Raw genomic sequence first — 25,194 nt, 5'->3', positions numbered from 1 at the left:
TGTTGGTTGCGAACGCGCGGGAAGCTTAATGCTTTGCCCTGGTCGCCGGGACCCGGCGCCGTCGTGTCGGTGCCATATCGGCGATCCCCGACCAAAATTGAGGCATGCACCCGCTCTCTTGTGCGCCGCACGCCAAATCGAGGCTTTGACTTGGCGCAACGTTGCCCGATCATAGGCCTGCGATCCTTTTTCCAAGCGAAACGTCAGACAGGGAGCAAGACGATGAGGATCTGGAAAACGGCAATTGCCTGTTCACTGGCGAGCGCGGTCATGGTCGGCCAAATCGGGCAGGCCGCAGCAGCCCCGCTGCCGACCAATGTCGCGGCCATGAAAGCGGCAGTCGGCGATGATGTCACGCAGGTCTATTGGCGCGGGCGCGGCTGGGGCGGCGGTTGGGGCGGCGGCTGGGGCTGGGGTGTCGGCGCCCTCGCGGCCGGCGCAATCATCGGCGGCGCCATCGCCAGCAGCGCGCCTTACGGCTACGGCTATTATGGCGGACCGTATTACGGCGGCTATGGATATCCGGGCTACGCCTACGGCTACGCGCCGGCCTATTACGGCTACGGACCGTATGCCTATCCGCGATACTATGGCTACCGCCGCTACTATCGGCCCTACTACGGCTATTATCGGCCGTACGCTCGTCCGTACTACCGCGCCTATTGGTGACCCTAGCGCGGCTAGAGCGAGAGCCACACGATCAGGCTCATGCAGGCGAAATGCATGAGCACGATCGCGGCGAGATGCAGCGGGCCTGCCTTGGGGCGAGGCCTGCGCATCCTGCCGCCTCCGTTTAGTTCGATCCCGCGGCCGCGGCGGTGAAGCTACGGTCCACGGCTTTGCTGACGTCGAGCTGCTTCGGCAGGATGCCGTAGCGCGTCGAGCGATCCGAGGCGGCCTGGATCTCCTTCACCACGTTCTCGTCGATCACGATCGGGCTGGTGCGCTGCGCGGTGTAGGCCGACAGCAGCACGTCCTCCGGCAATTTTGTCAGCTCGGCCGTGTTCTTCGCGTATTCCCCGAGATGGTCCAGCGACCACAGCCGCGCCTTGTTCAGCCGCTGCACCAGGTCCTGCACCGCTGCGCGCTTGGTGGCGATGGCGTTGTCCGAGGCGACGATGAAGGTGATGGTCGGCGTCAGGCCTTCGCCGTCGGCGATCACGCGCGCCTTGTCCTTCAAGGTCGCGAACGAGACATAGGGCTCCCAGACCGCCCAGGCGTCGATCGAGCCCGCGACCAGCGCGATCTTGGCATCCACGGGGCCGAGCGGCGCGAAGGTCGCATCCTCCAGCCTGATCTGCGCCTTCTCCAGCGTCGCATCGATCAGGAACTGGCCCCAGCCGCCACGCGTGCCGGCGAGGCGCTTACCCCTAAGATCGGCCGCCGACTTGATCGGCGAATCCTGGCGCACCAGGATCGCCTGTGTCTTCGCGTCCGAACGCGTGCCACCGATCGCCTTGATCGGCGCGCCCGCCGCATAGACCGAGAGGAAGGAGAGGTCGCCGGTGTAGCCGACGTCGAGCGCGCCGGCATTGAGCGCCTCGAGGATCGGCGCCGCCGCGGGGAATTCCGACCATTCGATCTTGTAGGGCAGGTCCTTTGCGTAGCCGGAGATTTCGAGCAGCGAACGGTTGCCGCCCTTCTGGTCGCCGACGCGCAGCACGACGGTCTCGGCCGCGAGGGATGCAACGGCCGTCGACAGGGTGATGGCGGCGGCCAGCAGCGAGGTGGCGAGCCGGCGGGTGATGGAATGGTCGTGGGAGTTGATGCTCATTGGATCCGTCTTGTTGCGTCGCTCACGAGGCGTGAGCGGACGATGCAGCGAGACGATCGAGTCTATGGCCGCGCAGTCCGCAGTCAATGAAATGGCCAACCGTATTGCGCTCGCGATCGGCAAGGACGTTTCAACGAAGTGCTGCTTTCGAGAACGTGCGGCGTGCGCAGCGGAAGACGCGCACGGATGAAGCCGGCAACGGAGTCGCCGCGCAGTTTGCAAGGCGATGCGGCAGCGAAAATCCTTCATCGTTCCCGCACGCCCCGATGGAGAGAATGACTTCGCTTCGCCTCACATTCGAAATTCCATTTCATTGACGATGCGGCGACTGGGCCGCATGATTTGCGCATCGCATCAACGCGACGCGAAAAGCGCCAGCGAAGAATATTCTCTCGACGCAGCTCCGTACGGAACATGCGCAACGCTATGCGCTGCGCGGACGGCGGAGCCGTGCCAACTCAGGAGCGGGGCTGATGGACAAGAATGACACGCGCGGCGGATCGCGCCTCGACCGACGTCATCTGCTGCAGGCGGGCCTAGCTGCGGCGTTCGCCGCGCCGCTTGGCGCCTTTGGCGCAGCTCAGGCCTTCGCACCGCGTGCCATCGCGCCCGGCGTCGACTTCTCGGAGTTTCCGCTGTGTCGCACGGCTTCCGATGCGCCCGCGCTCACGGGCGCGCCGCGCAAGCTGAAACTGTCGTGGAATGCGGGCGCGGTTTGTCTTGCGCCGGTGCCGGTCGCGATCGAGCACGGCTTCTTCCAGAAGCACAATCTCGACGTCGAGCTCGTCAATTATTCCGGCTCGACCGACCAGCTGCTCGAGGCGATCGCGACGGGCAAGAGCGATGCCGGCCTCGGCATGGCGCTGCGCTGGCTGAAGCCGCTGGAGCAGGGCTTTGACGTCAAGATCGCCGCGGGCACCCACGGCGGCTGCATGCGCGTGCTGTCGCGCACCAACTCCGGTGTAGCCAAGCTCGCCGATCTCAAGGGCAAGATCGTCGCGGTCGGCGATCTCGCCGGTCCCGACAAGAACTTCTTCTCGATCCAATTGGCAAAACTCGGCATCGATCCGGTGAAGGACGTCGACTGGCGCGCCTATCCCGGCAACCTGCTCAACGTCGCCGTGGAGAAGGGCGAGGTGCAGGCCTTCCTGTCCTCCGATCCGCTCGCCTATCTCTGGCTCAAGGACACGCAATACAAGGAAGTCGCCTCGAACCTCGATGGCGAGTACCGCGAGAAGAGCTGCTGCATCCTCGGCCTGCGCGGCAGCCTGGTGCGTGAGGAGCCGCAGGTCGCGCGCGCCATCACCGAGGCGCTGCTCGACGCCGCGATGTTCACCTCGCAAAATTCGGCGGTGGCGGCGAAATCGTTCCAGCCCTACGCGCCGAAGGCGGCGACGCTCGCCGACATCGAGGGCATGGTGCGCTACCACACCCACCATCATCATCCCGTCGGCGACGTGCTCAAGCGCGAACTGAAGGCCTATGCCGACGATCTCAAGAGCGTGCAGGTCTTCAAGCAGAGCACCGACACCGCCAAATTCGCGGAGCGCATCTATGTCGACGTATTCGCTGTCTGACGGCCTTGCCTCCGGCGCGCCGCGCGCCTCGCGTGCGCCGCTGCTGGCGACCTGGATCCGGGAGTCCGGCGTCGGCGTGCTCGCCAGCATCGCCTGGATCGCCTTCGGCCTGTCCTGCCTGTGGTGGGAGGACGTGGGCGACTGGTCGCGGACGCATTCGCTCGGCATCGCCGCCTTCATTATCGCGGCGATCGCGCTGTTCGGAACCGCCGGCGCGGATTATCTCGGCTCCGCCGGCAAGGCCTTGCATAAGCGCGCGCCGTGGCTGGTCGCGATTGGCGCTTTCCTGACGGTGTGGGAAGTGGCGACTGCGAAATTCGCCTGGCTGCCGCTGCCGTTCTTTCCGCCGCCGCAGGCGATCATCGAGGTCTATACCGACGATCTGCCAAAACTGCTCGACAGCGTCTTCGCCTCGATCAAGCTCCAGCTCGGCGGTTATCTGATCGGCGCGACGGTCGGCTTTGTGACCGGCGTCTCGATCGGCTGGTCGCGCGCGGTCGGCTATTGGGTGCATCCGGTGCTGCGCTTCATCGGACCGCTGCCGGCAACGGCCTGGCTGCCGATTGCCTTCTTCACCTTCCCATCGAGCTGGAGCGCCTCGACCTTCCTGATCGCGCTGGCGACCGGCTTTCCCGTCACGGTGCTGACCTGGTCCGGTGTCGCGAGTGTCAGCAACGCCTATTACGACGTCGCGCGCACGCTGGGTGCAAAGCCGTCCTTCCTGGTGCTGAAAGTCGCAATCCCCGCGGCGCTGCCGCATGTCTTCGTCGGCCTGTTCATGGGGCTCGGCTCCTCCTTCGCCGTGCTCGTCGTCGCGGAGATGATCGGCGTCAAGGCCGGGCTCGGCTGGTACCTGCAATGGGCGCAGGGCTGGGCCGCCTACGCCAACATGTACGCGGCGCTGATCGTGATGTCGCTGCTCTGCTCCGGGGCGATCACGCTGCTGTTTTCGATCCGCGATCGCCTGCTGGTCTGGCAGAAGGGTACCGTCAAATGGTAGAGGCAGCTTTCGCCGAGGCGATCACGCGTCCACCCGCCGGCGCCGCGCTCGACATCGAGCAGGTCAGCCACGCCTTCGACATCGACGGCGCCGAGCTGCCTGTTCTCAGCGACGTCAGCATCTCGGTCGAGCCCGGCGAATTCGTCGCGCTGCTCGGCCCGTCCGGCTGTGGCAAGTCGACCTTGCTGCGCCTCGTTGCTGGCCTCGACAAGCCCAAGGCGGGCAGGCTGCGGGAGGATGAGGAGCGCATCAGACATCCGCATCCCTCCCGCGTCGTCGTGTTCCAGGATCCGACGCTGTTTCCCTGGCGGTCGGTCTGGGACAACGTCGCCCTCGGCCTCGAGGCCCAGGGCATCCTCAAGAGCCAGCGTCACCGCGTCGACGCCGCGCTCGATCTCGTCGGGCTGTCGTCGTTCCGCAGCGCCTATCCGCATCAGCTCTCCGGCGGCATGGCGCAGCGCGTCGCGCTGGCGCGCGCATTGGTCAACGATCCCAAGATCCTGATCCTCGACGAGCCGCTGGGAAAACTGGATTCCCTGACCCGCATCACCATGCAGGCCGAGCTCGTGTCGCTCTGGCAGCGCAAAGGCTTTACCACGCTGCTGGTGACGCATGATGCAGAGGAAGCGCTGGTTCTCGCCAACCGCGTGATCGTGTTCAGCGACCGGCCCGCGCGCGTGAAGGCCGACATCCGTATCGACCGCCCCTATCCGCGCCATCGCGGCGACCCGTATCTTGCCGATCTGCGCCGCCAGATCCTTGGCCTGTTGGGGCTGGACGCCACATGGTAACGTCTGCAGCCAAGGGCCGCACGGCTCACCGCGAACCCGACTATATCGCCCGTGCCGAGGCGCTGGCCGAAACCTTTGCCACGCGCGCGGCCGAGCACGACCGCTCGGGCAGTTTCCCCTTCCAGAATTTCCGCGAACTGTCCGAGGCCGGCCTGCTGTCGCTGACGGTGCCCGCGGCCCATGGCGGCGCCGGCGCGGGTGCGCGCTACGCCGCCCGCGTCATCGGTATCCTCGGCAAGGCCGATCCGTCGACCGCGCTCGTGCTGTCGATGCATTACATCAATCATCTGGTTATGGCGCGCAGCCCGACCTGGCCGGCGCGGCTGTCGCGCAAGCTCGCGCGCGAAAGCGTCGAAGGCCTTGCGCTGGTCAATGCGCTTCGGGTCGAGCCGGAGCTCGGCTCGCCCGCGCGCGGCGGCCTCCCGGCAACGATCGCCCGGCGCACCGAAACTGGCTGGCGTCTCACCGGCCACAAGATCTATTCGACGGGCTCGCCGATTCTGAAATGGTATCTGGTGTGGGCGCGAACCGACGAGGCCGAGCCGCGCGTCGGTCAGTTCCTGGTGCCGGCCGGCCTGCCGGGCACGCGCATCGTCGAGACCTGGGACCACCACGGCCTGCGCGCCAGCGGCAGCCATGACGTGATCTTCGACGACGTCGTGATTCCGCTGGATTCCGAGGTCGATGTGCGCAAGCCCGCGGACTGGCGCGCGCCCGACGTCACGCAGGCGACCGTCCACACGATCCTGGTCGCCGCGATCTATGACGGCGTCGCCCGCGCGGCGCGCGACTGGCTGGTGACCTTCCTGAAGACACGGGTGCCCGGCAGCCTCGGCGCGCCGCTGGCGACCTTGCCGCGGGCGCAGGAAATCCTCGGCGGCATCGAGGCGCGGCTCGCGGTCAACGCACGCTTGATCGACAGTTTTGCTTCCGATTTCGACGACGGCTTGCGGCTCGGCGCGATCGAGTCCAACATCATCAAACTGACGGTGACGAATAACGCCGTGGCCGCAGTGGAGGACGCCTTGTCGCTGACCAGCAATCACGGTCTGTCGCGCAAAAATCCGCTGGAGCGGCATTACCGCGACGTGCTCTGCGGTCGCGTTCACACTCCCCAGGACGACTCTACGAAAATCTCCGCAGGGCGCGCAGCGCTTGACGTCTGACCCCATCACTTACAAGGAGTTCCCCGATGTCGGTCGAGTTCATCGGCTTTATCGCCAACAGCAATGCTTCCGAGACCATCGTGCGCCAGGGACCGGTGCTCGATCCGAACTATATCGAGACGGTCGCGAAGGCGCATGAACTCGCCGGCTTCGACCGCGCGTTGCTTGCGTTCCATTCGACCACGCCGGATGCGCTGCAGGTCGCCCAGCACGTGCTGACCATCACCAAAAAGCTCAAGGTGATGATCGCCCAGCGCCCGGGCTTCACCGCGCCGACGCTGCTTGCGCGCCAACTCGCCACGCTCGACCAGCTCTATGGCGGCCGCGTCTCGCTGCACGTCATCACCGGCGGCAACGCCATCGAACTCCGGCAGGACGGCAACACGCTCGACGACAAGGACGAGCGCTATGCCCGCACCAGCGAGTTCCTCGACGTGGTGCGGCTGGAATGGACCAGCGAGAAGCCGTTCAACTACAGCGGCAGATATTACACCGTCGAGAACGGCTTCTCCCAGGTGAAACCGCTGCAAAAGGGCGGCATCTATACCTTCGTCGGCGGCGGCTCGGATGCGGCGATCGAGGTCTCGGGCAAGCATGCCGACACCTTTGCGCTGTGGGGCGAATCCTATGCTCAGGTGCGCGACGTCACTGCGCGCGTGCGTGCGGCGGCGGCCAAGCATGGGCGGCCGAGCCCGCGCTTCAGTCTGTCGGTGCGGCCGATCCTCGCCGATACCGAGGAGAAAGCCTGGCAGAAGGCGGAGCACATTCTCGAACGCGCCACCGCGCTTCAGGATCAGACCGGTTACCGCCGACCCAATCACGCCACTGACGGCGCAAAGCGGCTATTGTCGCTGGCCGACCAGGGCAGCCGCATCGACAAGCGGCTCTGGACGGAGATCGCAAAGCTCACCGGCGCCAACAGCAACACCACGGCGCTGGTCGGCACGCCCGCGCAGGTCGCCGAAGTCTTCGGTGACTATTACGACCTCGGCGTCAGCCACTTCCTGATCCGTGGCTTCGATCCGCTTCCTGACGCCATCGACTACGGCCGCGAGCTGATCCCGCTGACGCGCGAGCTGGTTGCCAAGCGTCAGGCGGTTCGCGGCGAGGCGGCGGAATGATCCGCCTCATGCTGGCCGGTGCGCTGCTGTTCGGTTCGCTTGAACTGGCGGCGGCGCAAACGACCTTGCGGGTCGGAGACCAGAAGGGCAATTCGCAGGCCGTGATGGAAGCCGCCGGCGCGCTCAAGGATGTCCCCTATAAGATCGAGTGGAGGGAATTTCCGGCAGCCGCGCCGCTCTTGGAAGCGCTCAGTGCCGGCGCGATCGAGACCGGCCTCGTTGGGGATGCGCCCTTCACGTTTGCCGCTGCCTCCGGCGCATCGGTGAAGGCGATCGCCGCGATCCGGCAGACGCGCGAGGGGCTCGCCATCCTTGTGCCCGAGACTTCGCCGATCAAGAGCTTTGCCGATTTGCGCGGCAAGAAGATCGCGACCGGCCGCGGCTCGATCGGCCATCAGTTGATCCTCGCCGCGCTGGAGAAGAACGGCTGGAGTGCGAGCGACGTGCAGATCGCATTCCTGGCGCCGTCGGACGCGAAGATCGCCTACACGCAAGGCTCGGTCGACGCGTGGTCGACGTGGGAGCCCTATGTCAGCCAGGAGGAGGTGCTATTCAAGTCGCGCCGCATCATCACCTCCGAAGGCCTGACACCGGGCCTGAGCTTCCAGGTGGCGCGCCCCGACGCGATCAGGGACAAGCGCGCCGAGCTGACGGACTTCGTCCGCCGCCTCACCGCGGCGCGCGCGTGGTCGCTGAACAATGTCGACAGCTATGCCGCGACCTGGGGCAGGCTGATGAACATCCCCACAGCCGTGCCGCAGAACTGGCTCTCGCGCGCCAAGATCCGCATCGCGCCGATCGACGACGGCGTGGTCGCGGACGAGCAGAGCACGATCGATCTGTATTTCCGCTGGGGGCTGATCAAGCAGAAGCTCGATGCAGCCGAGATCGTCGACCGCTCGTTTGCGGACGCGATCGCGAAGACGGGGTTGTAGCGCGCGCTTGCGTCGGGCGGACGCGGTTCTTCCCCTCTCCCCTTGTGGGTCCTTGGGAGAGGGTGGCTCGCCGCGAAGCGGCGAGACGGGTGAGGGCTCTCCGCGATCACATCTCTGGCATTTCGAACGCGGGGATAGATGCCCCTCATCCGGCGCTACGCGCCACCTTCTCCCACAAGGGGAGAAGGAGACCACCGCTCACCTGCGTCCCTCGAAGGATTTCTTCTGCGCTCCCCTCCAGCAACAACACCCTCATTGCTATTTGCACCGCAGCTCTTGCGGCACGGTGCACCCCCGCAAAAATCAATTCGACGACCACATCGGGAGACCGGCCATGGGCCTGCAAGAAACAAAAATCGAATCGCTTCCCTTCGTCACTGCCGAACTCAACTATCTCGCGCCGACATCGGCCAAGCCGCGCACCTATGCCTTCGATCCGCCGCCCGGCGAGCCCAAGAGCACGTCACTGCCGGAGCCGCACCAGGTCCCGATCTTCGATGCACGCCTGATCGCTCAGAACTTCTCGCTGGATCGCGAGGGCTTTGCGCTGGTGCGTCACCCGACGCAGGTGAAGGACTTTTACAACGAGGAGGAAATCCGCAGCGTCTACTATCCCGCGGTCGAGGCGTTTCTGCGTGCGACGCTGAAGGCCGATCGCGTCGTCATCTTCGACCACACGGTACGCAAGCGTGTCGATGGTGCGCCGGATATCCGTGGCGGCGGTCCGCGTCAGCCGGCGACGCGCGTCCACGTCGATCAGACCGTCACCTCCGGCGCCAACCGCGTGCGCGAGCATCTGCCTGACGAGGCCGAGGAGTTGCTGAAGGGGCGCGTGCAGGTGATCAATCTGTGGCGGCCGATCCGCGGCCCATTGCGCGATTCACCGCTCGCGATGGCGGACGGCACGACGGTTAAGCCCGATGATCTCGTCGCATCCGACCTGATCTATCCCAACCGCCGCGGCGAGACTTATTCGGTGAAATACAATCCCAGCCACCGCTGGTTCTATTTCCCCGAGATGACGCCGGACGAGGCGTTGCTGCTGAAGTGCTACGATTCCGCAACCGACGGCCGCACCCGTTTCGGGCCGCATACCGCCTTCGTCGATCCGACCACGCCGGTCGATGCGGCGCCCCGCGAAAGCATCGAAGTCCGCACGCTGGTGTTCCACCGGCAGTAACAAAGTGTGATGGCCCTGCCGGCACTTCCGGCAGGGTTCCCGGAACCTGAGGAAACTAGCGACGTTTGCAGCGCCGGGCAGGCAACCCGGGAGCGGTGCCGTGCACGCGCAGACGACTCTATTGCTTGGTCTCGTGACTTTATCTCTTGCCTTGATATCCGTTGCAAAAGCCGAAAGCGGCCTTGCCTCCTATTACGGGTATGGAAAGGTCGGCAAAGGCGGCGAAATGACTTGCGCCCACCGCACGCGCCCGTTCGGCAGCGTGCTCAGGGTGTCTTACAGCGGGCGCACGATCCAGTGCCGCGTCAATGATCGCGGCCCCTTCATCCGCGGCCGCATCGTCGATCTCTCGGTCCCTGCCGCTCGTGCGCTCGGCATGATGAGCGCGGGCGTGGTGCGCGTCTCGGTGGATTAGGCCCCCGGGCGCGCTATAGTGCCGCCCGAAGCAAGGGGGCGCTATGGCCAGGATAAGGGTGGGACTCGTCGGCTGCGGCTTCGTGTCGGAGCTGCACGTGTATGCGTTCCGGCGCGTCTATGGCGTGGACGTCGAGGTTGCGGCGGTCGCCGCGCGCGGCGACAAGGTCGTCGCCTTTGCCCGGCATCACAATATCCCGCGGGTCTATCGGAGCTTCGCCGAGCTGATCGCGGACGGCGAGCTCGACGTCATCGACATCTGCACCCCGCCGAACCTCCATGCGGAGATTATCGTCGCCAGCATGCAGGCCGGCAAGCACGTGATCTGCGAAAAGCCCTTCGCCGGCTATTTCGGGCGCGATGGCGACACGCAGCCGATCGGCAAGCACGTGCCGAAGGCGCTGATGTATGAGCGCGTGATCGAAGAGATGGACAGGACGCGCGCCGCGATCGAGCGGACCGGAAAGCTTTTCATGTATGCCGAGGACTGGATCTACGCGCCGGCGGTGACCAAGACCGCGGAGATCATCACGGCGACCAAGGACAAGATCCTGTTCATGAAGGGCGAGGAGAGCCATTCCGGCTCGCACGCCGCGCACGCGGCGCAATGGGCGATGACCGGCGGCGGCTCGCTGATCCGCATGGGCTGCCATCCGCTCTCGGCCGTGCTGTATCTGAAACAGGTGGAAGCCAGGGCGCGCGGCGAGAGCATCCATGTCGCCAGCGTCACCGGTGATGTCGGCAACGTCACCGCCGTGCTGAAGCCGGAGGAGCGCAGCTACATCAAGGCCAATCCCGTCGACGTCGAGGACTGGGGCACGCTCACCGCGACTTTCTCCGACGGCACCAAGGCCACCGTGTTCTCCGGCGACATGATCATGGGCGGCGTGCGCAATTTGATCGAAACCTACACGAGCGGTGGCTCGCTGTTCGCCAACATCACGCCGAACAATCATCTGACGAGCTACCAGACCAGCGAGGAGAAGCTCGCGAGCGTCTACATCACCGAAAAGGTCGACCGCAAGACCGGCTGGCAATATGTCTGCCTCGAGGAGGAGTGGACGCGCGGCTATCTGCAGGAGATCCAGGACTTCATGGAATGCGCCGCCACAGAGCGCCAGCCGCTGTCGGACCTCGCGCTGGCCTACGAGACGATCAAGGTGAACTATGCTGGTTACTGGGCGGCGGAGGAGGGGAGAAGGGTGGTGTTGTGAAAGTAACTTGTCTCCGCAGGCACGCTGTCTTCCCTTCTCCCATTGCGGGAGAAGGTGGTGCGGAGCGCCGGATGAGGGGTCTCGCTCCACTCGCTTCATCAGCAAGAAATTCACGTGCGGAGAGAGACCCCTCGCCCGGCTCGCCGCTACGCGGCGAGCCACCCTCTCCCACAAGGGGAGAGGGTGCACCGCTCGTGTAGCGAGACCTCCCTACGCCCCGTAGGTCGAGCCCTTCGGCAGCGGGAAGACCGGGTCCTGCGTCCGGATGTTGGTCGGCCACACCACCGAGATGTGCTCGCCGGCGTTCTGCATCACCACCGGTGTCGAGCGCTCGTTCTGGCCGGACAGCGGCGTGCCCGGCGGGAAGAATTTTACGCCATAGCCCTGGATGGTGCCGCCGGCCGGGATATCGACGTCGAGCGCCGCTTTCCGGATCGCCTCGGGCTCGAAGCTGCCGTATTTCTCCTTGGCGACCGGCAGCACGTCGTTGAGCAGCACCCAGGTCTGGTTGAAGCCCATCGAGCAATGCGGCGGCACGTCGGTGGCGCCGGTCTTGGCTTTGTAGCGCGTCACCATCGCGTTGATCAGATCGCCGATTCCCGGCGCGAGCTTGGCCGGATCGAGCAGCTGCGCCGGCACCGGATCGATGTTGCAGAAATTGTCGATGTCGGCGCCGAAGGTGGCGCGCAGCTTGTCGAGCTGGCTGTAGCCGGCGCCTGCCCCGAACAGCATCTTGAACCGCAATCCGCTTTCGCGCGCCTGGCGCAGGAACAGGGTGATGTCGGGGTTGTAGCCGGCATGGGAGATCACGTCGGCCTTGGCACGCTTGATCTTCGTCACCAGCACCGAGAGGTCGGGCGCTGAGGCCGAATAGCCCTCGCGCAGAACCACCTGGACGCCGGCCTGCTTGGCATAGGCCTCGTCGGCGGCGGCGACGCCGACGCCATAGGGGCCGTCCTCGTGGATCAGCGCGACCTTCACCTCGCCCGGCTCCATGCCGAGCTTGGACTTGGCATGCTCGGTGAGGAAGGCGGCGAAGGCCTGGCCGTATTGATCCGAATGGATCTGCGCGCGAAACACGTATTGCAGGTTCTTGTCCTTGAACACGGCGGTTGAGACCGCGGTCGTGATCCAGAGGATCTTCTTCTGCTGCTCGACCTTGGCCGCGAGCGGCACCGCATGCGAGCTCGCATAGACGCCGTTGAGGATGTCGATCTTCTCCTGACTGATCAGGCGCTCGGCCTCGTTGATCGCGACGTCGGGTTTGCTCTGGGAATCCGCAGCGACGGGAGCAACCTTGTACTTGCCGCCGACGCCGCCTTTCTCGTTGACGAGATCGATCGCGATCTGCGCGCCGATCGACGAGGCGACCGACCCGCCGGCGGCGAAGGGGCCGGTGAGGTCGTAGATCAGGCCGATGCGCAATGTCTCGGCTTGCGCCTGGGCCCTGGTCCAATCGAGGCTGAGTGTAGCGGCGGCAGCCGCCGTACCCTTCAGCAGCTGCCTGCGTGAAGTCGGCATCCTATCCTCCCTCAAAAAGTCTTATGATTGGTTGTCGTTTTTTGCGAAGTATTGGGAGTGCAGTAGCGGAAAGTCAACATCGCCCAAGGTCGATAGGCGCCGGCGGCAGACCCATCGCGTCGGCAAAAACCAAGGAAAACGTCCGTCCTCTCCCCGCGGAGCGATGGACCTGACCTCGGCGCGGGTCGGCTGCGAGCGATTGGCGAGCCGCGGCGTCGTCGAGCGCTTCAGCGTGCTTGCAGCAGCGATGGATCGAGCGCCGCCAGCCGGGCGGGATCGAAGGGCGACAAGTCAACCTCGCGCGTTGCACCTTCGGCGATGGGCTCGGCCATCGCTTCGCCGGTGGCGACTGTTTCGGTTCGAGCGGAAACAACCTAGCTCGCGTAGCCCCGCTCCAGCGATTGCCGCTGCCGGTGTCGGTCCAGCGCCAGATCGACGAGGCGGGTCAGCAGCTCGCCATACGGCACGCCCGAGGCTTCCATCATCTTCGGATACATGCTGATCGAGGTGAAGCCGGGCAGGGTGTTGATCTCGTTGAAATAGAACTCACCAGTTTTGCGGTCGAGGAAGAAGTCGACGCGCGCGAAGCCGCTGCATTCGAGTGCCGCGAACACCCGCGTCGCCAGCGACCGCACGCGTTCCATCTGCGCGGCATCCAGCCTGGCTGGAAGGTCGACCCGGGCGCCGTCAGGGTCGAGATACTTGGCCTCGTAGGAATAGAACTCATGATGCGCATTGGGATTCAGCTCGCTGGCGAGGCTGGCGAACAGCGTCTCGCCTTCGAGCACCGCGACCTCGATCTCGCGCGCGTCGATGCCCTGTTCGACCAGCACCTTGACGTCGTAGCGGAACGCATCGTCGAGGGCGGCTGCGAGCGCATCCCAATCCTTCACCTTGTGAATGCCGACACTGGAGCCCATGTTGCACGGCTTGACGAAGACCGGCAGACTCAGGCCCTCGCTCACCTTCGCAAGCGACGACGATCGGTCCTGAACGAAGGTCGTGCGGGTGAGCACGCGATAGGGCGCAACCGGAATGTCGGCGAATTCGGCGAGTCGCTTGGCGACATCCTTGTCCATGCTGACGGCGGAGGCGAGCACCCCCGAACCGACATAGGCGACGTCGGCCAGTTCCAGCAGGCCCTGCACGGTGCCATCCTCGCAAAGCGGCCCGTGGATCACTGGAAAGACGACGTCGATATGGATCGGGTCCATCGTCCCCGCGGTTACAGGCACGAGGGCGACGCGTCCGTCAGGTTCTCTGGCGAGCCGTATCTCGGGCGCTTCGGGCAGGATCGGCAAGGACGTCGTCTGCGCCAGATCGAGCGAGCCAAGATCGTTCCATTGCCACCGACCTTCCTTGTCGATGGAGACCGGGATCACCTCGAAGCGGGTGCGGTCGAGATGCCTGAATACGGAGGCCGCCGATTTCAGCGAGACCTCATGCTCGCCGGACCGGCCGCCATAGAGAACAACGACCCGAATTTTCTCTGCCATGGCTCAATTATGACGTGCTCTGTCCGAAAGTCACCTCTGTTGCCCGGCTGGCGCATCGATCGAAATAGTTCGGCGCCGGCGAGGCCCGCCGGCGCCGTGTCGTATCAAGGCTCGCTGCGTTTCAGCCCGGCCCCGCGCCCTGCGTCGCCGTATACACCGCATAGAGCGACTGGCTCGCGGCCATGAACAGGCGGTTGCGCTTGGGACCGCCGAAGCAGACGTTGCCGCAGACTTCGGGCAGACGGATGCGGCCGAGCAGCTTGCCTTCCGGCGACCACACCGTCACGCCGCTGTAGCCGACGGCGCGGCCGGCATTGCTGGAGGACCAGACATTGCCGTTGACGTCGCAGCGCAGGCCGTCGGGCCCGCACTTCACGCCGTCGATCACGCAATCGCTGAACTTCTTGAGATTGGAGAGCTTGTTGTCCGTGCCGACGTCGAAGACGAAAATTTCGCCGTTGCCGCCGGGGCCGGTATCGCCCGGTCCCTTGCCGGTCGAGGCGATGTAGAGCTTCTTGTAGTCGGGCGAGAAGCACAGGCCGTTCGGATCGGGCACCTGGTCCTCGGTGACGACGAGATCGATGCGGCCGGAGGGATCGATGCGATAGCAGTTGGTCGGCAGCTCGCGCTTGCCCGGCACGAAGCCGGCCGGCTGTCCGATCCGCGGATTGAGCTTGCCGCTCGCGTTGCTCGGGCCGCCCGCGACGTCAGGCTCGCCTTCATAGAGCTGGCCGCCATAGGGCGGATCGGTGAACCAGTAGCTGCCGTCGGGATGCGCGGCAATGTCGTTCGGCGAGTTCAGCCGCTTGCCCTGATAGGAATCCGCCAGCACCGTGGCGGTGCCGTCATGCTCGTAGCGCGTCACCCGGCGCGTCAGGTGCTCGCAGGAGAGCTGGCGGCCCTGGAAGTCGAAGGAGTTGCCGTTGGAATTGTTGGAGGGCGAGCGGAAGACGCTGACGCGGCCGTCGTCCTCGGTCCAGCGCATTTGCCTGTTGTTGGGAATGTCGCTCCAGAGCAGATAACGCCCCTGTGCGCTCCATGCCGGACCCTCCGCCCACAACAGGCCGGTGTAGAGACGCTTGATCGCGGTGTTGGGCTGCGCGAGATCGTTGAAGGACGGATCGACCGCGATGATGTCGGGGTCCCAGAAATAGGTGGTCGGCGCGCCGCCCGGGCCGAAATCGCGCGGCGGTGTGGTGATCGTCGTCGGCGGTGCGGCAGGCCCGGTCTGGGCCAGCGCGGGGCCAGCCATTGTGGCGGCGGCGCCGAGCGCCAGTCCCCGGACAAGTGTTCGTCGTGAAAGCGCAGCATCCTGCGCACGCTGCTCCTGCTCAGGAGCCTCCTGGCGTGTCATCGCGTCCTCCCGGTCATGTTCGGCTGGCCGGTTGATCCGGCCGAGCGAGGCGAAGGTTAATCCGGTCCGCGTTCGGTTGCGAGGGGCAGCTTCGCAGCCTCAGCGCGATGCCGCGGGGTCGCCGCAACATTGCCGCATTGCGGCTGTGCGAAGCTGCACGGCGACAATTCGCCTCGGCCGCCGGCGGTCAAGCGGGGCCGATTTCGGGGTGTGTCAAGCCTTGACCTCGTGCCCGATGCTGGCAGAACGATGCGCGGGGCAAATACCGGGAGTCTCTGTGCTAGCCGTCGTTGCACTGGTCATTGCACTCGCCGTCGCGTTCGCCGCTGGCTATTTCACCCGCGATCTCGCCTCCCGCAAACGTCGGGCGGAGGCGCGGCGCTGGCGGGAATACAGCGAGCCGGGCTGGCTGCGCGCTGCCGCGCCCGCCAACACCAACGAAGCCGCGAATTCCAACGCAGTTGCAAAGCTAGCCACCGGCGAGCTCGGCCAGATGCTGGACCGCTGGGAGAGCAGGGCGCGCGCCCGCCGCGCGGGCTAGTCTGTCGCAGCTTCCTTATTTCGGAAGGAGCGAAGCACAATAAGGGCCTTTGTATCGCGAGGACGAGCAGCAATCGCGAACCAGGTCAGCCGTCCTGACCATCTTTTGGCGTTGCAGTTGCGGCCATTTCTCGTCTAGAAACAGACCCATCGAGCCTCCCGGCAACCAACCGTCAACGGTTTTGACCGAGGATTTTGGGGCTCAAAAGGGTCCGGCAATGCTGATTCGCGGCCAAATCGACGGGATTTCGACGGAGGTGGCTCTGGCCGCCGCCACGATCCCGGCCGCGCTGCCCACCCTCCTTCTCGGCGGGCTTCTTCTTAGCTGCCCCTGAGGGCCGGCTGGGCGCTGCGCGCCTGGGCACTCAGGGGGTTGCTCGAGATCACCGGACACCTCAGGCGCCCAGAAGACTGACGGCGCAAAAGCTCAAAAGGAAACTTGCAATGGCCCCCGCGAACAAGTCCGATAAGGACCGCGTCATTATTTTCGACACCACGCTGCGCGACGGCGAGCAGTGCCCCGGCGCCACCATGACCTTCGAGGAGAAGCTCGAGGTCGCGGAGCTGCTGGATGACATGGGCGTCGATGTCATCGAGGCCGGCTTCCCCATCACCTCCGAAGGCGACTTCCAGGCCGTCAGCGAGATCGCCCGCCGCTCCAAGAACTCCGTCATCGCCGGCCTGTCGCGCGCGCATCCCGCCGACATCGACCGCTGCGCCGAGGCGGTGAAATTCGCCAAGCGCGGCCGCGTCCACACCGTGATCGCGACCTCGCCGCTGCATATGCGGGTGAAGCTGAACAAGACCCCGGAGCAGGTGATCGAGACGTCGGTTGCGATGGTCGCGCGAGCCCGCAACCAGATCGACGACGTCGAATGGTCGGCCGAGGACGGCACGCGCAGCGAGATGGATTTTCTCTGCCGTATCGTCGAGGCCGTGATCAAGGCCGGCGCCACCACGGTGAACATCCCCGACACCGTCGGCTACACGGTGCCGGAGGAATACGCCCACTTCATGAAGACGCTGATCGAGCGCGTGCCGAACTCGGACAAGGCGGTGTTCTCGGTCCACTGCCATAACGATCTCGGCATGGCGGTAGCGAACTCGCTGGCCGGCATCGTCGGCGGCGCGCGTCAGGTCGAGTGCACCATCAACGGCATCGGCGAGCGCGCCGGCAACGCTGCGCTCGAAGAGATCGTGATGGCGATCAACGTCCGCAACGACAAATTCCCGTACTGGAACAAGATCGACACCACGCAGCTGACCCGCGCGTCGAAGGTAGTGTCGGCGGCGACCTCGTTTCCCGTCCAGTACAACAAGGCGATCGTCGGGCGGAACGCCTTCGCACATGAGAGCGGCATCCATCAGGACGGCGTGCTGAAGGACGCTTCGACCTACGAGATCATGCGGCCCGAGATGGTCGGCCTGAAACAGTCCTCGCTGGTGCTCGGCAAGCATTCCGGCCGCCACGCCTTCGTGCACAAGCTGGAGGAGATGGGCTACAAGCTCGGCCCGAACCAGCTGGAAGATGCGTTCACGCGGATGAAGGCGCTCGCCGACCGCAAGAAGGACATCTACGACGAGGACATCGAGGCGCTGGTCGACGAGGAGATGGCGGCCTCGCACGACCGCATCAAGCTGACCTCGCTGACCGTGATCGCCGGCACCCATGGCCCGCAGCGGGCGACCATGAAGCTCGACGTCGACGGCCAGATCAAGATCGAGGAGGCCGAGGGCAACGGTCCGGTGGATGCCGTGTTCAACTGCATCAAGCGCCTGGTGCCGCACGAGGCCAAGCTCGAGCTGTACCAGGTCCACGCCGTGACCGAAGGCACCGACGCGCAGGCGGAGGTGTCGGTGCGGCTGTCGCAGGACGGCCGCTCGATGACGGCGCGCGCGGCCGATCCCGACACGCTGGTGGCCTCGGCCAAGGCCTATCTCGGCGCGCTCAACAAGATCGTCATGAAGCGCCAACGCGATACGGTGACGACGGCAGCGGCGGGCTGACGCTGCCTGTCCTTGCCTCTCCCGCTTGCGGGAGAGGCCGACGCCGGAAGGGCGGGGGGTGAAGGTTCTCTCCTCGTAGGGATAGCCCGATTGTGGAGGCCCCCTCTCGCGCAAGCGGGAGAGGGGGCGCAGCGGCGTTCATGATGAATGGCTGCCCTGCTAACGGCCAATAGCACCTGTCCCTGCTTCCCTTTAAAGCTGCCTTCCAAGAAATTGAGGCTTGGCCCCTGCGGTCCGAGTCCCGCAAAACCTACTGGAGGAAGCATGAGGAAACTCATTTGGGCTGCGGCATCGATTGCGGCTTTGGCACTGACGGGGCCCGCCTCGGCGCAGTCGCCGATCATCATCAAGTTCAGCCACGTCGTCGCTACCGACACGCCCAAGGGCAAGGCGTCGGAGAAGTTCAAGGAGCTCGCCGAGAAGTACACCGGCGGCAAGGTCAAGGTCGAGGTCTACCCGAACTCGACGCTCTACAAGGACAAGGAAGAGCTCGAGGCGCTTCAGCTCGGCAGCGTGCAGATGCTGGCGCCATCCAACTCCAAGTTCGGCCCGCTCGGCATCCGCGAGTTCGAGGTGTTCGACCTGCCCTACCTCCTTCCGGATTTGAAGACGCTGCGGAAGGTGACGGAAGGCCCGCTCGGCGCGCGCCTGCTCAAGCTGCTCGAGCCCAAGGGCATCACCGGCCTTGCCTATTGGGACAACGGCTTCAAGCAGATGAGCGCGAACAAGAAGCTGATTGCGCCCGCCGACTATCAGGGCGTCAAGTTCCGCATCCAGTCCTCGCGGGTGCTGCAGGCCCAGTTCAAGGCGCTCGGCTCGCTGCCGCAGGTGATGGCTTTCGGCGAGGTCTACCAGGCGCTGCAGACCGGCGTGGTGGACGGGCAGGAGAACACCTGGTCGAACATCTACACCCAGAAGATGCACGAGGTGCAGAAGTACATCACCGAGACCAATCACGGTTACATCGGCTACGTCGTGATCGTGAACAAGAAGTTCTGGGATGACCTGCCGGCCGACATCCGCGACCAGCTGTCGAAGGCGATGAAGGAAGCCACCGACTTCAACAACGCGCAGTCGCAGAAGGAGAACGACGACGCGCTCGCCGAGATCAGGAAGAGCGGCAAGAGCGAGATCATCAGGCTCACGGGCGAGCAGGACGAGGCGATGCGCAAGGCCATGGAGCCGGTCTACAAGGACGCCGCGGGCCGCGTCGGCCAGCCGCTGATCGACGAGTTCCTGAAGGAAGCCAAGAGCACGACGAACTGACGCGCTTGGCGCGCGGATAAATGGTGTATGAAGAGGGCTTCCGTGTCGGCCCGGAAGCCCTTTCTGTTGCAAATCATTTCAGTATGCATCTGAACGGACATTCACGGCAGTTACATCTCTGCAAGAACCGCTTTCCTGTCCAAGTTGTAAGTTGCGCGTCAGCCTCCTCGCGCTCATCCTTGCGGGCATCCTTCCAGAGGAGGTCCGTCATGAAGAAGTTCACTATTGCCGCCATCGCCGCGCTCAGCATCGCCGGCTCGGGCGCGGTCTATGCCCAATATCATCACCCGTGGATGGAGCACTTCCGCCACATCCGCATGAATCCGGAGGACCGCGCCGCCTTCGTCGACGCGCGGATCGCCGCCGTTCATGCCGGGCTGAAGCTCAACGCCGATCAGGAGAAGCTGTGGCCGCCGGTCGAAGCCGCCGTCCGCGACTTCGCCAAGCTGCGCATCGATCGCGCCAATGCGCGCATGAATGCCGGTCCCGGTGACGCCGACAAGCCGGACGATCCGATCGCCCGCCTGCGCCAGCGCGCCGAGGACATGGGCGCCAGTTCCGCCGCCCTGAAGAAGATCGCCGATGCCGCCGATCCACTCTACAAAACCCTGGACGAGGGCCAGAAGCGGCGCCTTGCCGTGCTGACCCGCCACCGCGGCCCGTCGGCGGCGGCGAGGACGGACCGCCCCGCCGCTTCATGGAGCGCGGCATGGACCGGATGATGGAGAGGGGCATGGAGCACTTCCACCGCGACCGTTTCGACCGCGACGCCGGCCCGGACCGGGACGGCGAGGGCCGGCTCTGAGCCGGTACGGGATTTCACGGGGATTAACCTTGGCGAAGCCGCTGGAATCCAGCGGCTTTTCGCTTTTTGGGGCTGTGGAAGAACCTTGGAAAACATGCGCCACGTCGCTTGCCATCCCCGGATCGCTTTGCTAAACGACCGGCCTCGCAAGGCTTTGACCGGCCTTTCGGGCGCATAGCTCAGTTGGTAGAGCAGCTGACTCTTAATCAGCGGGTCCCAGGTTCGAGCCCTGGTGCGCCCACCATTAAAATCAAGCACTTATAGAAGATTGTTAATTCGTCATTCCGACAGGCTGAGTCAGCGGCTGTAAAAGAAAACAATCCTTATGGCTCACGAGGTTCGATGCGCGCGTGATCGGGAAGGTAACGGTGAATCGTGGGTTTGATTCCGAACCTCCCCCGCCATTCCCACGACTTGCTAGGCCAAGCGACGAACTCGCGGTTGGTTCGCTCGAGCCAGCCGGCCGCACACTGATGGTTAGCGACAAGAAAGGTGCGCGAGACTCGGCGCCGCGAACTAGATCGTGCCATGGCCGCGGCGCGCTACGACGGAGGTCGAGCGGGGCTCGTAGGCTCAGCGTCAGCGGCGCTAGTCTAATCCGTTCAAATCAGATTTGCGAGCGACGGTAACCTGACGAGACTTCCGCCATTTGCGCTAGCAGGTGATCGCGCCCGGCCGCATAGCCGGTGACGTGGAGCGTGGTGGCCATCCCGGCCAGTCGGCGCACGGCCGCAAGGAGCGCGCGTGCCTCGACCAGCGCTGCCGTTCGGCTTTCGCCCGGCATGATCAACCGGTGCAGGGTCTGCTCGGCGGCGGTACTCGTCAGGCCAGCGCGTTGCCGGGCCACATCAACCGCCGTCCTGTCCTGACTGGGCGAGATGACGGCTGCCGCAAACTGGAGATTGGCCTCAACCGCTTCGGCGAGCTGTGCTGCAAAGCGATTGAAACGGCGTTCCGGCCAAAGCACCATGCAGCCCAAAAGCGCCAGGACACTGCCAAACACATTGTCCATCGCTCGCGCTGTCGCGGCTAGCTGCCCCAGGCCCGGCGTTACCAGCTCCGCGACCAGGATAAACAGCGGCGTCAGGAAAAGTACAAAGAGCGTGTAGTTCACGGATCGCAGCGCCAAGGCAGCGGCGGCGAGCGGCAAGACGGCGGCGACCAGTTCCCATGGCTCGGTTAGAAGTAAACCAGCCGCGGCCGCGGCCAGCCCGCCCGCCAGGCTGCCCAGCACGCGCTCGATCATGCGCGGCCCGGAGATCTGCGCGTCTGGATGCGTGACCACCACGGCCGCCATCGTCGCCCATTGCACCTCCGGCAACGCAATCACGTGGCCGAGCGCATAGGTAATCAGAACCACGGTGGCGCGGCGAAGCGCGTTTGCGGCGACCTCTCGGCCGGAAGCCGATCCGGAACCGGCAGGCAGCACGGACGCGATCGACGCTGGAACGACGCCCGCAACCGCGGGCTTGATGAGATCGTCGATACAGGCCGCCACAGCCTCGATCGCGCGCGCCGTGATCTCGTCTTCGTACAGCGCATGAGCTCGAATGCGCGCGGCCGTTCCGTGGAGTGCAACTGCATCGGCACGTCCCCTGCGCACCTGACGGGCTGCTGCAGCGAGTGCCGCCTCGATGTCGGCGAGAACGCAAACCCAGTCCCGAGACCAGCTCCGCCGCCCCTGCGGATCATTGCTGAGCGCGATCAGGCCCGCGAAGATCCCGTCGCAAGAAGTGAGCAGCTTTCTCAGCTCAAGCGCGCTGCTGTCATCTTTTCCAGCGGCCGCGTGCTCAATCGCGGCACGTGCACGCTGGATCGCGTCCCGGACCGACCTGCGATGCTCGGCATCAAGGCGCAAGCGGCTTTGCTCCGCATCGGGTCGTCCATCTCCGGAGGCCGCGATTTCAGCTGTCATATCCCGCAATTCGGTTAGGACGCCGGCAATGCCCCGGCGCGCCGCATCATGGGGGTTGGTGGGCCGCAATCCCAAGGCGAGGATGATGGTCAGCACGCCACCCCCGAGAAACAGGAGACACACGAGTGGGGCTTCTGCGAACTGCACCGGCTGCTCGATCGCGACCACCGCGACGACGCCGACGAGTGTGCCGACGGTCGCGAGGCGAGGCTTGCGCAGGCCGCCCAAGGTGGAAACGGCGATCATGCCGAACACCGCCGCGCCGGCAACTGGCGCGCCGAGTGCGGCGATCACAGAAACCGCCCCGGCGGTCGCGCTGCCGCATAGAACGAAGACGCTCATCACCCATAGCCGTGCATGCCGTGTCCCCCCAGGGTCCGCAAGGCACGTCCAGAAGGCGGCGAATGCGCTCCAGGCGAGCTCGGGCTGGCGAAACACGAGTGCGGCGCAGACCATCAGCGCCACGGCCGACGCGCCCTTGAACCCGTCGCCGATGCCGATTTGCTCTGGGTGGACGCTGAATGCGCGCGTGTGCAGCCACCGCTTGGCGCGGCCCACCCGTGTTGGGCGGCGCATCGAAAGGGCAGGGGGTCGAGAGGGTAGGCACATCAGTGTCTCGGTTTTCTGACGCTCACTTGATAGGCTCGCGCCACCCATCGTCAAAACGACATTTCCGACTGCATTCTATTCTGATATGGAATAGCAAATGGATTTCCGGACCTTGCGAGCATTTGTCGAAGTGGTGCGCCAGGGCGGCTTCTCGCAGGCCGGCAAGACGGTCTTCGCTACGCAATCGACGGTGAGCAAGGCCGTGAAGCAGCTGGAAGACGAGATCGGCGCACGGCTGCTTGAGCGCACTGGCCACAAGACCAAGCTCACCGATGTGGGCGAGGTCGTCTATCCGCGCGCGGTCCAGCTCCTTGCCGACCGCAGTGACCTTTTGGCCGCGCTCGAGGAGTTGCGTGGGCTGAAGCGCGGCACCTTACGGATCGGGTTGCCGCCGGTGGCGAGCAGCAGCATCTTCGCGCCCTTGCTGGCTCGTTTCCGGCGACGCTATCCGGGCATTGACGTGCGCTTGACCGAGCACGGCGGCGACGAACTCATCGAGATGGTTCACTCGGGCGATCTCGACCTCGCCGCTGCGCTCATGCCCGACACGGAAGCACTGGAATGGCAGGATGTGGAACGCGAGCCCCTCGTCGCTGTGCTGGCCTTGGGCCACCCACTCGCGCGCGCCAGCTCGACTGATATTGCGGCGCTGCGGGACCTGCCCTTCCTTCTCTTTGCAGAAGGGTATGCGATCAACCGCTTGATCACCAACGCATGCCGCCGCCACAGCTTCGAGCCCGCCGTCGCGGCGCGAAGTAGCCAGGTCGACTTCCTTGTCGAACTGGCCGCGTCAGGTCTCGGCGTCGCTTTCCTGCCCCGCATTCTTGCCGATCGTGCTTGTGGGCAGCGGGTCAAGGCCCTGCTCCTTACGGAACCGGATACCGAGTGGCGATTGACGATGATCTGGCGTCGCGGCGCCTACCTCTCCCACGCCGCGCGTGCCTGGCTGGAGATGACCGGGAAGAAGAAAACTGCCGAGTGACGATTGCTATTCCTTTGCCGACTAAGTCCTAGTCCAACGTTTCATTTTAAGAATGCGAGTTTCTCCGTTATTGAGGCTGCCAACGCCAGCCGAAACAAACGTGAGAAACGATATGATCATCTCGGCACCAACAGATTATCGCGAGGCAGCGCGTCGCGCGCTGCCGCGCTTCCTGTTCGATTACATCGACGGCGGCGCCGGCACCGAGTTCACCATGAGGACCAACGTCGAGGCGCTGCAGCAGATCGCGCTCCGCCAGTTCGTGCTCCGGGGCGTCGGCGCCCCGAAGCTCGACACGGAGATCCTTGGCACGAGATGGGCGATGCCCATCGCGCTCGGGCCGGTCGGCGCAACCGGCATGTATGCGCGGCGCGGCGAGGTCCAGGCGGCGCGGGCCGCGACGACGACCGGCATCCCCTACACTCTTTCCACCGTATCCGTCTGCCCGATCGAGGAGGTCGCCGAAGGTGCGGATGGCGAGCTCTGGTCGCAACTCTACGTGCTGAAGGACCGCGGCTATATGCGCAACGCGCTGGAGCGCTCATGGGCGGTCGGCATGAAGACGCTCGTCTTTACCGTCGACATGCCGACCCCCGGCTCGCGCTACCGCGATCGCCATTCGGGCATGTCTGGCCCGCGCGCGAGGCTGCGACAATATATGCAGACCATCACCCACCCACGCTGGGCCTTGGCGGTGGGATTGCTAGGCCGGCCGCTCTCGTTCGGAAACATCGAGGCGTATACCCGCCGTCACATGAGCATGACGGACTACACGACTTTCCTCGACGCCAACTTCGATCCGTCGATCGGCTGGCAAGATCTCGAATGGCTGCGCGACAGCTGGAAGGGCAAGCTCATCATCAAGGGGCTACTCGACCCGCAGGACGCACGCGACGCGGTTCGTCTCGGCGCCGACGGGATCGTGGTGTCAAACCATGGCGGCCGGCAATTGGACGGCGCCATGCCAACGGTGAGCGCGCTGCCCACCATCGTCGACGCGGTGGGCGACAAGCTGACCGTGCTAGCCGATTCCGGAATTCGCTCCGGCCTTGACGTCGTGCGCATGCTTGCGCTGGGCGCCAAGGGCGTCCTGCTCGGCCGCGCCTACATCTACGCGCTCGCCGCTGGCGGCCAGCAAGGCGTGTCGCATCTACTGCAACTTCTTGCCGCCGACATGAAGGTGACGATGACCCTGATCGGCGCGAAATCGCCGGCCGAGATCACAAGTGCCAGCCTCGAGACGGCAGCGAGGCAACTCGAGTCTCAACAGCTGTCCAGACCCGGTTTGTTGCCGAAAGCGGCTGCGTGACGACTGATTGCCGTTTGCTCCGTCGGGCGCGAGGATGCATGCGTCGGAGCAGATGGATCGAGACGCACGTAGGCGCCGCACGCGACGCGCGCTCAAAGCGGATTTTGTTTTTGCCAACCTTCTGGCAGTAAATCTCAAAGCCGTCAAAGGCCATCCGGTTCGGCACTGCTGACGATACTCGCCCGCGCTTCTGCTGATGTGCTCCCTGCACCTCGGGC

General features: G+C 64.9%; 20 protein-coding genes, 1 tRNA gene and 1 pseudogene. 17 read left to right on the top strand and 5 right to left on the bottom strand.

Annotated elements, in window-relative coordinates; genetic code table 11:
* Nucleotides 1-222 precede the first annotated feature (222 nt).
* The gene (locus ACNJYB_RS28615; protein ID WP_439369889.1) at nucleotides 223-669 is read left to right on the top strand and encodes a hypothetical protein; all 447 of its coding nucleotides are present in this window, start codon (nucleotides 223-225) and stop codon (nucleotides 667-669) included.
* A gap of 124 nt (nucleotides 670-793) precedes the next feature.
* Here the strand turns inward: ACNJYB_RS28615 and ACNJYB_RS28610 are convergent, their stop codons facing one another.
* Nucleotides 794-1,774: an ABC transporter substrate-binding protein gene (locus ACNJYB_RS28610; RefSeq protein WP_439369887.1), complete on the bottom strand. Its 981-nt coding sequence runs from the start codon at nucleotides 1,772-1,774 to the stop codon at nucleotides 794-796.
* A 473-nt stretch (nucleotides 1,775-2,247) separates the two neighbouring features.
* Between ACNJYB_RS28610 and ACNJYB_RS28605 the strand changes: the two genes are divergently transcribed.
* The 9 genes from ACNJYB_RS28605 (at nucleotide 2,248) to ACNJYB_RS28565 (ending at nucleotide 11,172) form a co-directional block, all read left to right on the top strand.
* The gene (locus tag ACNJYB_RS28605; RefSeq protein WP_439369886.1) at nucleotides 2,248-3,351 is read left to right on the top strand and encodes an ABC transporter substrate-binding protein; all 1,104 of its coding nucleotides are present in this window, start codon (nucleotides 2,248-2,250) and stop codon (nucleotides 3,349-3,351) included.
* On the top strand, nucleotides 3,329-4,351 hold the full coding sequence (locus ACNJYB_RS28600; protein WP_439369885.1) for an ABC transporter permease: 1,023 nt from the start codon (nucleotides 3,329-3,331) through the stop codon (nucleotides 4,349-4,351). Before ACNJYB_RS28605 ends, ACNJYB_RS28600 begins: the two co-directional genes overlap by 23 nt.
* The gene (locus ACNJYB_RS28595; protein ID WP_439369883.1) at nucleotides 4,345-5,142 is read left to right on the top strand and encodes an ABC transporter ATP-binding protein; all 798 of its coding nucleotides are present in this window, start codon (nucleotides 4,345-4,347) and stop codon (nucleotides 5,140-5,142) included. The genes ACNJYB_RS28600 and ACNJYB_RS28595 overlap by 7 nt, the downstream gene beginning before the upstream one ends.
* Nucleotides 5,136-6,308 carry an acyl-CoA dehydrogenase family protein gene (locus ACNJYB_RS28590; protein ID WP_439369882.1) on the top strand — a complete coding sequence of 391 codons (1,173 nt, stop codon included), beginning with the start codon at nucleotides 5,136-5,138 and terminating at the stop codon, nucleotides 6,306-6,308. Before ACNJYB_RS28595 ends, ACNJYB_RS28590 begins: the two co-directional genes overlap by 7 nt.
* A 26-nt stretch (nucleotides 6,309-6,334) precedes the next feature.
* The gene (locus tag ACNJYB_RS28585; protein ID WP_439369881.1) at nucleotides 6,335-7,429 is read left to right on the top strand and encodes an LLM class flavin-dependent oxidoreductase; all 1,095 of its coding nucleotides are present in this window, start codon (nucleotides 6,335-6,337) and stop codon (nucleotides 7,427-7,429) included.
* A complete protein-coding gene (locus tag ACNJYB_RS28580; protein WP_439369880.1) occupies nucleotides 7,426-8,364 on the top strand; it encodes an ABC transporter substrate-binding protein in 939 nt (312 codons plus the stop codon). Before ACNJYB_RS28585 ends, ACNJYB_RS28580 begins: the two co-directional genes overlap by 4 nt.
* Before the next feature lie 334 nt (nucleotides 8,365-8,698).
* Complete coding sequence (locus ACNJYB_RS28575) at nucleotides 8,699-9,544, top strand: CmcJ/NvfI family oxidoreductase (RefSeq protein WP_439369878.1); 846 nt, start codon at nucleotides 8,699-8,701, stop codon at nucleotides 9,542-9,544.
* Nucleotides 9,545-9,644: 100 nt separating this feature from the next.
* Nucleotides 9,645-9,959: a septal ring lytic transglycosylase RlpA family protein gene (locus ACNJYB_RS28570; protein ID WP_439369877.1), complete on the top strand. Its 315-nt coding sequence runs from the start codon at nucleotides 9,645-9,647 to the stop codon at nucleotides 9,957-9,959.
* 43 nt (nucleotides 9,960-10,002) lie between these two features.
* Nucleotides 10,003-11,172 (top strand): Gfo/Idh/MocA family protein, encoded by a 1,170-nt coding sequence (locus tag ACNJYB_RS28565; RefSeq protein ID WP_439369875.1) that lies wholly within the window; start codon nucleotides 10,003-10,005, stop codon nucleotides 11,170-11,172.
* Between the two features lie 210 nt (nucleotides 11,173-11,382).
* Here ACNJYB_RS28565 and ACNJYB_RS28560 read toward each other — a convergent pair whose 3' ends face one another.
* From ACNJYB_RS28560 to ACNJYB_RS28550, 3 genes are all read right to left on the bottom strand, one after another.
* Complete coding sequence (locus ACNJYB_RS28560) at nucleotides 11,383-12,693, bottom strand: ABC transporter substrate-binding protein (protein ID WP_439369874.1); 1,311 nt, start codon at nucleotides 12,691-12,693, stop codon at nucleotides 11,383-11,385.
* Nucleotides 12,694-13,067: 374 nt separating this feature from the next.
* The gene (locus ACNJYB_RS28555) at nucleotides 13,068-14,189 is read right to left on the bottom strand and encodes a D-alanine--D-alanine ligase family protein (RefSeq protein ID WP_439369872.1); all 1,122 of its coding nucleotides are present in this window, start codon (nucleotides 14,187-14,189) and stop codon (nucleotides 13,068-13,070) included.
* Nucleotides 14,190-14,310: 121 nt separating this feature from the next.
* Complete coding sequence (locus tag ACNJYB_RS28550; protein WP_439369871.1) at nucleotides 14,311-15,543, bottom strand: SMP-30/gluconolactonase/LRE family protein; 1,233 nt, start codon at nucleotides 15,541-15,543, stop codon at nucleotides 14,311-14,313.
* Nucleotides 15,544-15,820: 277 nt separating this feature from the next.
* Here ACNJYB_RS28550 and ACNJYB_RS28545 point away from each other — a divergent pair, with 277 nt between their 5' ends.
* The 5 genes and pseudogenes from ACNJYB_RS28545 (at nucleotide 15,821) to ACNJYB_RS28525 (ending at nucleotide 20,405) form a co-directional block, all read left to right on the top strand.
* Nucleotides 15,821-16,084 (top strand): hypothetical protein, encoded by a 264-nt coding sequence (locus ACNJYB_RS28545; RefSeq protein WP_439369869.1) that lies wholly within the window; start codon nucleotides 15,821-15,823, stop codon nucleotides 16,082-16,084.
* A gap of 443 nt (nucleotides 16,085-16,527) precedes the next feature.
* Complete coding sequence (locus tag ACNJYB_RS28540; protein ID WP_439369868.1) at nucleotides 16,528-18,090, top strand: 2-isopropylmalate synthase; 1,563 nt, start codon at nucleotides 16,528-16,530, stop codon at nucleotides 18,088-18,090.
* 264 nt (nucleotides 18,091-18,354) lie between these two features.
* Nucleotides 18,355-19,356, top strand: coding sequence for a TRAP transporter substrate-binding protein (locus ACNJYB_RS28535; protein WP_439369867.1), 1,002 nt, complete (start codon nucleotides 18,355-18,357; stop codon nucleotides 19,354-19,356).
* Nucleotides 19,357-19,565: 209 nt separating this feature from the next.
* Nucleotides 19,566-20,161, top strand: a pseudogene (locus tag ACNJYB_RS28530) (Spy/CpxP family protein refolding chaperone).
* 168 nt (nucleotides 20,162-20,329) lie between these two features.
* Nucleotides 20,330-20,405 (top strand) — tRNA-Lys (locus ACNJYB_RS28525).
* A 363-nt stretch (nucleotides 20,406-20,768) separates the two neighbouring features.
* Here the strand turns inward: ACNJYB_RS28525 and ACNJYB_RS28520 are convergent.
* Entirely contained in the window at nucleotides 20,769-22,634 is a 1,866-nt protein-coding gene (locus tag ACNJYB_RS28520; protein ID WP_439369866.1) for an FUSC family protein, read from the bottom strand.
* A 148-nt stretch (nucleotides 22,635-22,782) separates the two neighbouring features.
* Here ACNJYB_RS28520 and ACNJYB_RS28515 point away from each other — a divergent pair, with 148 nt between their 5' ends.
* Together ACNJYB_RS28515 and lldD are read left to right on the top strand one after the other, a co-directional pair.
* Nucleotides 22,783-23,667: a LysR family transcriptional regulator gene (locus ACNJYB_RS28515; protein WP_439369865.1), complete on the top strand. Its 885-nt coding sequence runs from the start codon at nucleotides 22,783-22,785 to the stop codon at nucleotides 23,665-23,667.
* A 112-nt stretch (nucleotides 23,668-23,779) separates the two neighbouring features.
* Nucleotides 23,780-24,976 (top strand): FMN-dependent L-lactate dehydrogenase LldD, encoded by a 1,197-nt coding sequence (lldD, locus tag ACNJYB_RS28510; protein WP_439375667.1) that lies wholly within the window; start codon nucleotides 23,780-23,782, stop codon nucleotides 24,974-24,976.
* The last annotated feature ends 218 nt before the right edge of the window (nucleotides 24,977-25,194 follow it).

This window comes from Bradyrhizobium sp. SMVTL-02 (assembly GCF_051853005.1).
Taxonomy (GTDB): Bacteria; Pseudomonadota; Alphaproteobacteria; order Rhizobiales; family Xanthobacteraceae; genus Bradyrhizobium.
The sequence above is the reverse complement of the archived record's forward strand: the minus strand, read 5'-3'. Positions and strand labels throughout refer to the sequence as shown.

Excerpts from the sequence above, each read along its gene's own strand:
- ACNJYB_RS28615 (WP_439369889.1), top strand. The coding sequence starts at position 223 with ATGAGGATCTGGAAAACGGCAATTGCCTGTTCACTGGCGAGCGCGGTC.
- ACNJYB_RS28610 (WP_439369887.1), bottom strand. The coding sequence starts at position 1,774 with ATGAGCATCAACTCCCACGACCATTCCATCACCCGCCGGCTCGCCACC.
- ACNJYB_RS28605 (WP_439369886.1), top strand. The coding sequence starts at position 2,248 with ATGGACAAGAATGACACGCGCGGCGGATCGCGCCTCGACCGACGTCAT.
- ACNJYB_RS28600 (WP_439369885.1), top strand. The coding sequence starts at position 3,329 with ATGTCGACGTATTCGCTGTCTGACGGCCTTGCCTCCGGCGCGCCGCGC.
- ACNJYB_RS28595 (WP_439369883.1), top strand. The coding sequence starts at position 4,345 with ATGGTAGAGGCAGCTTTCGCCGAGGCGATCACGCGTCCACCCGCCGGC.
- ACNJYB_RS28590 (WP_439369882.1), top strand. The coding sequence starts at position 5,136 with ATGGTAACGTCTGCAGCCAAGGGCCGCACGGCTCACCGCGAACCCGAC.
- ACNJYB_RS28585 (WP_439369881.1), top strand. The coding sequence starts at position 6,335 with ATGTCGGTCGAGTTCATCGGCTTTATCGCCAACAGCAATGCTTCCGAG.
- ACNJYB_RS28580 (WP_439369880.1), top strand. The coding sequence starts at position 7,426 with ATGATCCGCCTCATGCTGGCCGGTGCGCTGCTGTTCGGTTCGCTTGAA.
- ACNJYB_RS28575 (WP_439369878.1), top strand. The coding sequence starts at position 8,699 with ATGGGCCTGCAAGAAACAAAAATCGAATCGCTTCCCTTCGTCACTGCC.
- ACNJYB_RS28565 (WP_439369875.1), top strand. The coding sequence starts at position 10,003 with ATGGCCAGGATAAGGGTGGGACTCGTCGGCTGCGGCTTCGTGTCGGAG.
- ACNJYB_RS28560 (WP_439369874.1), bottom strand. The coding sequence starts at position 12,693 with ATGCCGACTTCACGCAGGCAGCTGCTGAAGGGTACGGCGGCTGCCGCC.
- ACNJYB_RS28555 (WP_439369872.1), bottom strand. The coding sequence starts at position 14,189 with ATGGCAGAGAAAATTCGGGTCGTTGTTCTCTATGGCGGCCGGTCCGGC.
- ACNJYB_RS28550 (WP_439369871.1), bottom strand. The coding sequence starts at position 15,543 with ATGACACGCCAGGAGGCTCCTGAGCAGGAGCAGCGTGCGCAGGATGCT.
- ACNJYB_RS28540 (WP_439369868.1), top strand. The coding sequence starts at position 16,528 with ATGGCCCCCGCGAACAAGTCCGATAAGGACCGCGTCATTATTTTCGAC.
- ACNJYB_RS28535 (WP_439369867.1), top strand. The coding sequence starts at position 18,355 with ATGAGGAAACTCATTTGGGCTGCGGCATCGATTGCGGCTTTGGCACTG.
- ACNJYB_RS28515 (WP_439369865.1), top strand. The coding sequence starts at position 22,783 with ATGGATTTCCGGACCTTGCGAGCATTTGTCGAAGTGGTGCGCCAGGGC.
- lldD (WP_439375667.1), top strand. The coding sequence starts at position 23,780 with ATGATCATCTCGGCACCAACAGATTATCGCGAGGCAGCGCGTCGCGCG.